Origin of the sequence: Streptomyces sp. CBMA291 (assembly GCF_014596525.1) — a bacterium.
GTDB lineage: Bacteria > Actinomycetota > Actinomycetes > Streptomycetales > Streptomycetaceae > Streptomyces.
In genome coordinates, this window is record NZ_MSJP01000098.1 from 115,826 (window position 1) to 126,062 (window position 10,237).

The 10,237-nt window shown below is 72.4% G+C and carries 9 protein-coding genes; 6 read left to right on the plus strand and 3 right to left on the minus strand.

The features are described from left to right. The first annotated feature begins 1 nt into the window (after position 1). The 6 genes from dxr (at position 2) to BU197_RS24075 (ending at position 7,243) form a co-directional block, all read left to right on the plus strand. Entirely contained in the window at positions 2 to 1,252 is a 1,251-nt protein-coding gene (dxr, locus tag BU197_RS24050; protein WP_188270387.1) for a 1-deoxy-D-xylulose-5-phosphate reductoisomerase, read from the plus strand. Continuing rightward, positions 1,249 to 2,553, plus strand: a complete 1,305-nt coding sequence (locus BU197_RS24055; RefSeq protein WP_188270388.1) for a M50 family metallopeptidase — start codon at positions 1,249 to 1,251, stop codon at positions 2,551 to 2,553. The genes dxr and BU197_RS24055 overlap by 4 nt, the downstream gene beginning before the upstream one ends. Positions 2,554 to 2,672: 119 nt before the next feature. Continuing rightward, the gene (ispG, locus tag BU197_RS24060; RefSeq protein WP_188270389.1) at positions 2,673 to 3,830 is read left to right on the plus strand and encodes a flavodoxin-dependent (E)-4-hydroxy-3-methylbut-2-enyl-diphosphate synthase; all 1,158 of its coding nucleotides are present in this window, start codon (positions 2,673 to 2,675) and stop codon (positions 3,828 to 3,830) included. A gap of 221 nt (positions 3,831 to 4,051) precedes the next feature. Then, a complete protein-coding gene (locus BU197_RS24065) occupies positions 4,052 to 4,897 on the plus strand; it encodes a GNAT family N-acetyltransferase (RefSeq protein WP_188270390.1) in 846 nt (281 codons plus the stop codon). A gap of 28 nt (positions 4,898 to 4,925) precedes the next feature. Then, the gene (locus BU197_RS24070) at positions 4,926 to 5,471 is read left to right on the plus strand and encodes a GNAT family N-acetyltransferase (protein ID WP_188270391.1); all 546 of its coding nucleotides are present in this window, start codon (positions 4,926 to 4,928) and stop codon (positions 5,469 to 5,471) included. Positions 5,472 to 5,542: 71 nt separating this feature from the next. Further along, complete coding sequence (locus BU197_RS24075; protein ID WP_188270392.1) at positions 5,543 to 7,243, plus strand: proline--tRNA ligase; 1,701 nt, start codon at positions 5,543 to 5,545, stop codon at positions 7,241 to 7,243. Between the two features lie 351 nt (positions 7,244 to 7,594). On the opposite strand, the gene BU197_RS24080 is transcribed toward BU197_RS24075, so the two are convergent. The 3 genes from BU197_RS24080 to BU197_RS24090 form a co-directional block, all read right to left on the minus strand. Further along, positions 7,595 to 8,719 carry a slipin family protein gene (locus BU197_RS24080; RefSeq protein ID WP_188270393.1) on the minus strand — a complete coding sequence of 375 codons (1,125 nt, stop codon included), beginning with the start codon at positions 8,717 to 8,719 and terminating at the stop codon, positions 7,595 to 7,597. A gap of 117 nt (positions 8,720 to 8,836) precedes the next feature. After that, the gene (locus tag BU197_RS24085) at positions 8,837 to 9,736 is read right to left on the minus strand and encodes an aminoglycoside phosphotransferase family protein (protein ID WP_188270394.1); all 900 of its coding nucleotides are present in this window, start codon (positions 9,734 to 9,736) and stop codon (positions 8,837 to 8,839) included. Between the two features lie 32 nt (positions 9,737 to 9,768). Next, a complete protein-coding gene (locus tag BU197_RS24090; protein WP_188270395.1) occupies positions 9,769 to 10,185 on the minus strand; it encodes a DUF4439 domain-containing protein in 417 nt (138 codons plus the stop codon). Positions 10,186 to 10,237: the final 52 nt, after the last annotated feature.

The window sequence follows — 10,237 nt, forward strand, 5'->3', positions numbered from 1 at the left end:
CATGAGCGACCGCCCCTCTCCTCTCGCCGACCCCCATATCGCCTTCGACGTCTCCGAAGGACGCCGGGACATCGTCGTCCTCGGCTCGACGGGGTCCATCGGCACCCAGGCCATCGACCTGGTCCTGCGCAACCCCGACCGCTTCCGGGTCACCGCCCTGGCCGCCTCCGGCGGCCGGGTCGGGCTCCTCGCCGAGCAGGCGCACCGGCTGAAGGTCGCCGCGGTCGCCGTGGCCCGCGAGGAGGTACTGCCGGAGCTGCGCGAGGCGCTGACGGCGCTGTACGGCTCCGAGCCGCTGCCCGAACTGCTCGCGGGGCCCGACGCGGCCACCCAACTGGCCGTCTCGCCGTGCCACACCGTGCTCAACGGCATCACCGGCTCCATCGGCCTCGCGCCGACCCTGGCCGCCCTCGAAGCGGGCCGCACCCTCGCCCTCGCCAACAAGGAGTCGCTGATCGTCGGCGGCCCGCTGGTGAAGGCGCTCGCCAAGCCCGGCCAGATCATCCCGGTCGACTCCGAGCACGCGGCCCTCTTCCAGGCGCTCGCCGCCGGCACCCGCGCCGACGTCCGCAAGCTGGTCGTCACCGCCTCCGGCGGCCCCTTCCGCGGCCGGACCCGCGCCCAGCTCGCCGACGTCACCCGCGAGGACGCGCTCGCCCACCCGACCTGGGCGATGGGCCCGGTGATCACGGTGAACAGCGCCACCCTGGTCAACAAGGGCCTGGAGGTCATCGAGGCCCATCTGCTCTACGACATCCCGTTCGACCGCATCGAGGTCGTCGTCCACCCGCAGTCGTATGTGCACTCGATGGTGGAGTTCACGGACGGTTCCACGCTCGCCCAGGCCACCCCGCCGGACATGCGCGGGCCCATCGCCCTCGGCATCGGCTGGCCCGAACGGGTCCCGGACGCGGCCCCCGCCTTCGACTGGACCAAGGCCTCCACCTGGGAGTTCTTCCCGCTGGACACCGAGGCCTTCCCCTCCGTCGGCCTCGCCCGGCACGTCGGCGAACTGGGCGGCACCGCCCCCGCCGTCTTCAACGCCGCCAACGAGGAGTGCGTGGCCGCGTTCCTCGAAGGGCGGCTGCACTTCAACGGCATCGTGGACACCGTCACGGCGGTCGTCGCCGAGCACGGCACCCCCCGTGCGGGAACCTCCCTCACGGTGCCGGACGTCCTGGAAGCGGAGACCTGGGCGCGTGCTCGGGCCCGAGAGCTCGCAGCGAAGGCAACACCGGAGGCCCGCGCATGACCGTACTCCTGTACGTCCTCGGCATCGTGCTGTTCGCGCTGGGGCTGCTGGTCTCCATCGCCTGGCACGAGCTGGGCCACCTCTCCACCGCCAAACTCTTCGGCATCCGCGTGCCGCAGTACATGGTCGGCTTCGGCCCCACCGTCTGGTCGCGCAAGCGCGGCGAGACCGAGTACGGCATCAAGGCCATCCCGGCGGGCGGCTACATCCGCATGATCGGCATGTTCCCGCCCGGCGACGACGGACGCATCGAAGCCCGCTCCACCTCGCCCTGGCGCTCGATGATCGAGGACGCCCGCGAAGCCTCGTACGAGGAGCTGGAGCCCGGCGACGAGACCCGGCTCTTCTACACGCGCAGGCCGTGGAAGCGCGTCATCGTCATGTTCGCCGGACCCTTCATGAACCTGGTCCTGGCGGCCGCCCTGTTCTTCGGCTCGATGATGACCCTCGGCATCGAGGGCCAGACCACCAAGGTCGCCGGGGTCCAGAAGTGCGTCATCGCGCAGAGCGAGCAGCGCGAGACGTGCGCCGCCGGAGACCCCGTCTCCCCGGCGTACAAGGCGGGACTGCGCGAAGGCGACCGGATCGTCGCCTTCAACGGCACCCCCGTCTCCGACTGGGACACCCTCTCGAACCACATCCGCGACACCATCGGCCCGGCCACCGTCACCGTCGAACGGGCCGGACAGCGCGTCGACCTGCACCCCACCCTGGTCTCCAACCAGGTCCCGAAGAAGGACGCGGACGGCAAGGTCGTCCGGCCCGTGACCTACATCCCCGCCGGATACCTCGGCTTCGCCTCCAAGACCGAGGTCGCCCCGCTCAGCTTCGGCGAGACCACCGAGCACATGGTCGACCTCATGGAGAACGGCGTCCGCTCGGTCATCGCCCTCCCCGCCAAGATCCCCGGACTCTGGGACGCCACCTTCGGCGACGGCGAGCGCGCCGAGGACTCCCCGGTCGGCGTCGTCGGCGCCGCCCGCATCACCGGTGAGCTGATGACCATCGAGGCGCCCCCGACGACGATCCTCGTCATGTTCATGCAGCTGCTGGTCATGTTCAACGTCTCGCTCTTCCTGTTCAACATGCTCCCGCTGCTCCCGCTCGACGGCGGCCACATCGCGGGCGCCCTGTGGGAGTCCCTGCGCCGTCACACGGCCCGGATCTTCAAGCGCCCCGACCCGGGCCCCTTCGACGTGGCGAAGCTGATGCCCGCCGCGTACGTGGTGGCAGGCGTCTTCGTCTGCTTCACCCTGCTGGTCCTCGCCGCCGACCTGGTGAACCCGGTGAAGATCACGTAGAGCGCAGTCTTTCCGAGAAAGAGTGGGGCCGCACCGCCGGTGTCAAGCCCCCCGTCCCCGGGGCGGTAACCTCGGAGACCTTGAGCCCGCCGACGCACGACCCTGAGGTTGTACAGAAGATGACCGCGATTTCTCTCGGTATCCCGACCGTCCCGACCCGGCTCGCCGAGCGGCGCAAGAGCCGCCAGATCCAGGTCGGCACCGTGGCCGTCGGCGGGGACGCGCCCGTATCGGTGCAGTCGATGACGACCACCCGCACGTCCGACATCGGTGCCACCCTCCAGCAGATCGCCGAGCTGACCGCCTCCGGCTGCCAGATCGTGCGCGTGGCCTGCCCGACCCAGGACGACGCCGACGCCCTCGCGACGATCGCGCGCAAGTCGCAGATCCCGGTCATCGCCGACATCCACTTCCAGCCGAAGTACGTCTTCGCGGCCATCGACGCGGGCTGCGCCGCTGTCCGCGTCAACCCCGGCAACATCAAGCAGTTCGACGACAAGGTCAAGGAGATCGCCAAGGCGGCCTCCGACGCCGGGACCCCCATCCGCATCGGCGTGAACGCGGGCTCGCTCGACGCCCGGCTGCTCAAGAAGTACGGCAAGGCCACCCCGGAGGCGCTCGTCGAGTCCGCCCTCTGGGAGGCCTCCCTCTTCGAGGAGCACGGCTTCCGCGACATCAAGATCTCGGTCAAGCACAACGACCCGGTCGTCATGGTCGAGGCCTACCGCCAGCTCGCCGCCCAGTCCGACTACCCGCTGCACCTCGGCGTCACCGAGGCCGGACCGGCCTTCCAGGGCACCATCAAGTCCGCCGTCGCCTTCGGCGCGCTGCTCTCCCAGGGCATCGGCGACACCATCCGCGTCTCCCTCTCCGCGCCCCCGGCCGAGGAGATCAAGGTCGGCATCCAGATCCTGGAATCGCTCAACCTGCGCCAGCGCCGCCTGGAGATCGTCTCCTGCCCGTCCTGCGGCCGGGCCCAGGTCGACGTCTACAAGCTCGCCGAGGAGGTCACCGCCGGACTCGAAGGCATGACCGTCCCGCTCCGCGTCGCCGTCATGGGCTGCGTCGTCAACGGCCCCGGCGAGGCCCGCGAGGCCGACCTCGGCGTCGCCTCCGGCAACGGCAAGGGCCAGATCTTCGTGAAGGGCGAGGTCATCAAGACCGTCCCCGAGTCGAAGATCGTCGAGACCCTCATCGAGGAGGCGCTGAAGATCGCCGAGCAGATGGAGAAGGACGGCGTCACCAGCGGCGAACCCACGGTCGCCATCGCGGGCTGAACAGCCGCCATCGCCGGCTGGAGGGCCGCCAGCACCCGCTGAACAGCCGCCCGCACGGGCCGACCCGGCCCAGGTCCCTGGGCGGCCCCGCACCCTCCAGGCCCCATGGCATCGCCCCGTCGCCCCCCCCGGGCGGCGGGGCACCGTGCTGCCGGGGGCGGCGTCCGGACCCCTCCGGGTAGAGTGCGGAGACCAGCAGAACCGTACGGTGAGGCCCCCTCGTGTTGACACAACCCGCCACCCGGGTCCTCGAACCCGGCGACCTCGGCGCCGCCCTCGCGGTCCTGGAGAGCGCCCCCGTCGAGAACGCCTTCGTGACCGCCCGCGTCCAGGTCGCAGGACTCGACCCCTGGCGGCTCGGCGGCGAGATGTGGGGCTGGTACGAGGAAGGCCGCCTCCGCTCCCTCTGCTACTCCGGCGCCAACCTCGTCCCCCTCTGCGCCACCCCCGAAGCCGTCCGCGCCTTCGCCGACCGGGCCCGCAGGACCGGCCGCCGCTGCTCCTCCATCGTCGGCTCCGCCGAACCCACCGCCGAACTGTGGCGGCTCCTCGAACCCTCCTGGGGCCCCGCCCGCGACGTCCGCGCCCACCAGCCCCTGATGGTCGCCGAGGAACCCTCCGTCACCGTCGCCGCCGACCCGTTCGTCCGCCGCGTCCGCAAGGACGAGATGGACGTGATCATGCCCGCCTGCGTGGCCATGTTCACCGAGGAGGTCGGCGTCTCCCCGCTCGCCAACGACGGCGGACTGCTCTACCAGGCCAGGGTCGCCGAACTCGTCGGCTCCGGACGCGCCTTCGCCCGCGTCGAGGACGGCAAGGTCGTCTTCAAGGCCGAGATCGGCGCCGCCACCCGCCAGGCCTGCCAGATCCAGGGCGTCTGGGTCGCCCCCGAACACCGCGGCAAAGGCCTCTCCGAGACCGGCATGGCCGCCGTCCTCCGCTACGCCCTCGCCGACATCGCCCCCGTCGTCAGCCTCTACGTGAACGACTACAACACCCCCGCGCGGGCCTCGTACCGCCGCGTCGGCTTCCGCGAGACCGGCGCCTTCATGAGCGTGCTGTTCTGAGACCCCGCCCGCTTGTAGGGTGCGCCGCATGGATGAAGCGGAGATCGTGATCGGGCCGGTCGACCTCGCCGCCCGGGTGGACGAGGCCCTCGCCGTGCAGGCGCTCGCCTTCGGCCTCGACCGGGCCGAGGTCGCCGTACGCCGCCACATCGTCCTGAGCCACCTGCTGTGCGCCGGGGCCCGCTCCTACGGGGCCACCACCCCCGAAGGGACACTTGTCGGCTTCGTCTACGGGATGCCCAACGACCGCGCCCACTGGTGGTCCACCATCGTCGAGCCCTACCTCGGCGCCACCGGCACCGCCGACTGGCTCGACCGCTCCTTCGTCATCACCGAACTCCACGTCCACCCCGCCCACCAGGGCCGGGGCGTGGGCCGTGCGCTCATCACCACCATCACCGACGGAGCCGCCGAACCCCGCTCGATCCTCTCCGCCATCGACACCGAGAGTCCGGCCCGGGGCCTCTACCGCTCCCTCGGTTACCAGGACCTCGCCCGGCAGGTGCACTTTCCCAGCGCGGCCCGCCCGTACGCCGTGATGGGAGCCCCCCTGCCGCTCACGCGCCGTAACTGATTTCTCCGAGGCGGGGCCGCCCGGCTAACCTCGGGGCCATCACCGTCAGTCCCGGCAGGAGTACGAGAACCATGGCCAACGCACCGGTCCAGCGCATGTCCCAGTTGATGGCGAAGACGCTGCGCGACGACCCGGCGGACGCCGAGGTCCTCAGCCACAAGCTCCTCGTCCGCGCCGGATACGTGCGCCGCACCGCCGCCGGCATCTGGAGCTGGCTGCCCCTCGGCAAGAAGGTCCTCGCCAACGTCGAGCGCGTCGTGCGCGAGGAGATGGACGCCATCGGCGCGCAGGAGGTCTCCCTCCCCGCGCTGCTGCCCCGCGAGCCCTACGAGGCCACCAACCGCTGGAACGAGTACGGCGCCGAGCTGTTCCGCCTCCAGGACCGCAAGGGCGGCGACTACCTCCTCGGCCCCACCCACGAGGAGATCTTCACCCTCGTGGTCAAGGACCAGTGCTCGTCCTACAAGGACCTGCCGGTCATCCTCTACCAGATCCAGTCGAAGTTCCGCGACGAGGCCCGCCCCCGCGCCGGCATCCTGCGCGGCCGCGAGTTCCTGATGAAGGACTCGTACTCCTTCGACACCGAGGACGAGGGCCTCGCCCGCTCCTACGCCCTGCACCGCGAGGCCTACCAGCGGATCTTCCAGCGCCTCGGCCTCGACTACCGCATCGTCGCCGCCACCGCCGGAGCCATGGGCGGCTCCAAGTCGGAGGAGTTCCTCGCCCCCGCCGAGGCCGGTGAGGACACCTTCGCCGACTGCCCGAACTGCGACTTCGCGGCCAACACCGAGGCGATCTCCTACGCCCTCGTGCCCGTCGACGGCTCCGCCGTCCCGGCCGCCGAGGAGATCCCCACCCCCGACACCCCCACCATCGAGACCCTCGCCGCCTCGCTCGGCGTGCCCGCCTCCGCCACCCTGAAGAACCTCCTGGTGAAGGTCGACGGCGAGATCGTCGCCATCGGCGTCCCCGGCGACCGCGAGGTCGACCTGGGCAAGGTCGAGGAGCACTTCGCGCCCGCCACCGTCGAGATGGTCACCGAGACCGACTTCGCCGGGCGCGCCGACCTCGTCCGGGGCTACGTCGGCCCGCAGGGCCTGGAGAAGGTCCGGTACGTCGCCGACCCGCGCGTCGCGCCCGGCTCGGCGTGGATCACCGGGGCCAACAAGGAGAACGTCCACGCGAAGAACGTCGTCGCGGGCCGTGACTTCGAGGTCGACGAGTACGTCGACGTGGTCGTGGTGCAGGAGGGCGACCCGTGCCCCGCGTGCGGCACCGGCCTGAAGCTGGACCGCGCCATCGAGATCGGCCACATCTTCCAGCTGGGCCGCAAGTACGCCGACGCCCTCAAGCTCGACGTCCTCGGCCAGAACGGCAAGCCCGTCCGGGTCACCATGGGCTCCTACGGCATCGGCGTCTCGCGCGCGGTCGCCGCCCTCGCCGAGCAGACCGCCGACGAGAAGGGCCTGTGCTGGCCCGCCGAGGTCGCCCCCGCCGACGTGCACGTCGTCGCCGCCGGAAAGGCCCTCCAGACGGAGCTGGCCCTCGAAGTCGCCGACAAGCTGTCCGCCGCCGGTCTCCGCGTCCTCGTCGACGACCGCGCCGGGGTCTCCCCGGGCGTCAAGTTCACCGACGCGGAGCTGATGGGCGTCCCGAAGATCCTGGTGGCCGGCCGCCGCTCCGGCGAAGGCGTCGTGGAACTCAAGGACCGCCGCACCGGCGAGCGCGAGGAACTCACCGTCGACGAGGCCCTCGCCCGCCTCACGGCCTGACGACCCCCGACGACCCCCGCCGCACGGCCTGACGGCGCCCGCCTCGGGCCGTACGGCGGGCGTCTCACGGCCCGGCGGCGCTTGCCGTACGGGCTGACGGCGCCCGCCTTGCGCCTGACGGCGGGTGTCTCACGGCTCTGCCGTCCTTGCCGTACGGCCTGACTGGGCCCGCCACAGGCCGTACGGCGGTCGGCGGTTGTCCCACGGCTCGGCTGCCCTTGCCGTACGGGCTGACGGCGCCCGCGTCCCGTCTGACGGTCCCCGCCTCACGGCTCGGCTGCCCTTGCCATGAGCCGGGCCGCCTTCCTCACGCCTGACGCGCACTGCCGTACCGCCTGGCGGCGTACCGCCTCACCGCCTGGCGGCACCCGCGTCCGGTGGGGCTCCGCCCTCGGCGGGATCGCCCTCGGCGAGGGCGGGGTCCTGGACCTCGCCCTCGCGGGGGCCCTCGTCTTCCCGGGGTGTCCCGCGCTCCAGGGGCGGCCCGTCTTCTTGAGGCGCCCCGCCGGCCGCGTCCTCCCGGCCCGTGGGCTCCACCGGTGAGCCCGCCAGATCCTCCACCGCATCCGACACGTCCGGGACCTTCCCTTCCGGGGTGTCCGGATAGGGCGGGACCGGGGGCGGAACGGGCGGGAGCGAAGGGGCCTGGGGGACGGGAGCGGCCCCGGAGGGCCTGGCCGGGCCGCCGCCCGTCGGATGCGGGTCGTCCCCGTCACCCGGGGTCGCCCGCTCCAGGAACCGCAGCAGCTCCACCGGGATCGGCAGGACCAGCGTCGAGTTCTTCTCCGCCGACACCGCCATCACCGTCTGCAACAGCCTCAGCTGGAGCGCCGCGGGCTGCTCCGACATCACCCCGGCCGCCTCCGCCAGCTTCTTCGACGCCTGGAGCTCCGCGTCCGCGTTGATCACCCGCGCCCGCCGCTCCCGGTCCGCCTCCGCCTGCCGGGCCATCGAACGCTTCATCGTCTCCGGCAGCGACACGTCCTTGATCTCGACCCGGTCGATCTGCACGCCCCAGCCGATGGCGGGGGAGTCCAGCATCAGTTCCAGACCCTGGTTGAGCTTCTCGCGGTTGGACAGCAGATCGTCGAGGTCGCTCTTGCCGATGATCGACCGCAGCGAGGTCTGAGCCATCTGGGAGACCGCGAACTTGTAGTCCTCGACCCGGATGATCGCCTCCGCCGCGTCGACGACCTTGAAGTAGACCACCGCGTCGACCCGGACCGTGACGTTGTCCCGGGTGATGCCCTCCTGCGCGGGCACGGGCATCGTGACGATCTGCATGTTGACCTTGCGGAGCCGGTCCATACCCGGCACGACGAGGGTGAACCCCGGCCCCCTGATCCCCTCGCGCAGCCGCCCGAAACGGAAGACCACTCCCCGCTCGTACTGCTTCACGACCCGCGCCGCGGCGCCCGCGTACACCGCTACCGCCGCGCCCGCGCCGACCACCGCCAGCAGGATTTCCTCGATCATCACGGCTCCCTGGATCGAGCCGAACCGTACGAAAACCGTACAAAAAATGTATGAAGAACCGTATGAACAAGGGTATTCCCCGCATACCGGTCCGCGAACGCGCGACCGGCCGGGAAGTTACAGCCAGCCCGCGAACTCCAGAAGCAGCTCCGCGTCCTGCCGCCGCCCCGCCGCCAGCGCCCGCGTCCCCGACTCCACCGCGCGGAACAGCGTCCAGCCGCGCAGCCGCTCCCGGTCCACGTCCAGGGAGTCCGCGAGCCGGTTGACCCGCCGCCGGGCCGCCGAAGCGCCCGAGGAGGCCGCCACCAGGTCCTCCACCCGGTCCCGTACCAGCCGGGCCAGGTCGTACGCACGCTCGCCCACCAGCGGCTCGGGGCCGACCGCGAGCCAGGGCGTCCGGTCCCCCGCGAGGACCTTGCCCTGCCGGAAGTTCCCGTGCAGGAGCAGCGTCTCGGCCTCGCCCGCCAGCAGCTCCTCGCGCGCCGCGAGCGCCGTCGCCGTCAGTTCGCCGACCGTCTCGTCCGCCCCGTGGCGCTCCATCGCCGCCGTCTGCCGGGCCGTGCGCTCCGCCACCGTCTCGAAACCGTGCCCCGCCGGGGGCTCGACCCACAGCCTCCGTACGGTCCCGGCCGCCTCCAGGAGCGCCTTGGCCTCCGGGAGGGAGCGCAGGGACACCTCGGGGTGCAGCCGCTCCAGGAGCAGCGCGTCCGGCCCGACCTCGTCGAGCAGCCGGACCGCACCCCAGCCGTTCCAGTGCGCGAGCGCCTCCCGCTCCCGGTCGGGCCGGGCGAACGGGGGTGCGATCTTCAGCGCGGCGGGGGAGCCGTCGGGCAGCCGGACGAGCACGACCAGGCCGCTCCGCCCGCCGGGCGCCATCACCCGCTCGGCGACCAGGGAGGCCTGTTCGACCCGCTCCGCGGCGAGCGCGGGCAGCCGCCCGAGCCACTCGGCCGCGACGGCTTCCCCGTACGTCTCTCCGAGCGTCCTCACCAGGCGCTGAGGCGGTTCGAAACCCATGCGTACGTCGATCCTTCGGTCGGGGCGCGGGCTCACACCCGCTCGGCGAGCCCAGGAAAGGTTACGTCCCCGCCGCGCCAGCGGGCCGCTCGTACCGCCGCCTCGGCGAGTGCGGCGGCGGCTTCGTGCCGCGCGGGGCCCGTCGCGGCCCGCACCAGGTCGGAGTAGACCCCGGCCACCCGGTCCTCCAGGACGGCGGCTAGCCGCACGGCCGAGGCGGGGTCCGGCACGGGGAACGGCAGCGCGTACGCGGGCTCGGCCGCCTCCGGGGTGCCGCCGAGGTCCCGTACGGCCCGGCGCAGCGCGTCCCGGCGCGCCCGGTGGGCCCCGTGGGCGGCGGTGGCCTCGGCCCGGCGTCCGGCTCCGACGCGGGCGCCGACCACCCCGTATCCGTACACCGCCGCGTGCTCGGCGGCCAGCGCCGCCCGGGTGGCCTCCAGGGCGCTCATGCGCGGGCTCCTTCGGTCAGCAGGAAGGCGTGGGCGGACCCGGCGGCGGCCA

Excerpts from the sequence above, each read along its gene's own strand:
- BU197_RS24070 (WP_188270391.1), top strand. The coding sequence starts at position 4,926 with ATGGATGAAGCGGAGATCGTGATCGGGCCGGTCGACCTCGCCGCCCGG.
- BU197_RS24055 (WP_188270388.1), top strand. The coding sequence starts at position 1,249 with ATGACCGTACTCCTGTACGTCCTCGGCATCGTGCTGTTCGCGCTGGGG.
- BU197_RS24085 (WP_188270394.1), bottom strand. The coding sequence starts at position 9,736 with ATGGGTTTCGAACCGCCTCAGCGCCTGGTGAGGACGCTCGGAGAGACG.
- BU197_RS24075 (WP_188270392.1), top strand. The coding sequence starts at position 5,543 with ATGGCCAACGCACCGGTCCAGCGCATGTCCCAGTTGATGGCGAAGACG.
- ispG (WP_188270389.1), top strand. The coding sequence starts at position 2,673 with ATGACCGCGATTTCTCTCGGTATCCCGACCGTCCCGACCCGGCTCGCC.
- BU197_RS24090 (WP_188270395.1), bottom strand. The coding sequence starts at position 10,185 with ATGAGCGCCCTGGAGGCCACCCGGGCGGCGCTGGCCGCCGAGCACGCG.
- BU197_RS24080 (WP_188270393.1), bottom strand. The coding sequence starts at position 8,719 with ATGATCGAGGAAATCCTGCTGGCGGTGGTCGGCGCGGGCGCGGCGGTA.
- dxr (WP_188270387.1), top strand. The coding sequence starts at position 2 with ATGAGCGACCGCCCCTCTCCTCTCGCCGACCCCCATATCGCCTTCGAC.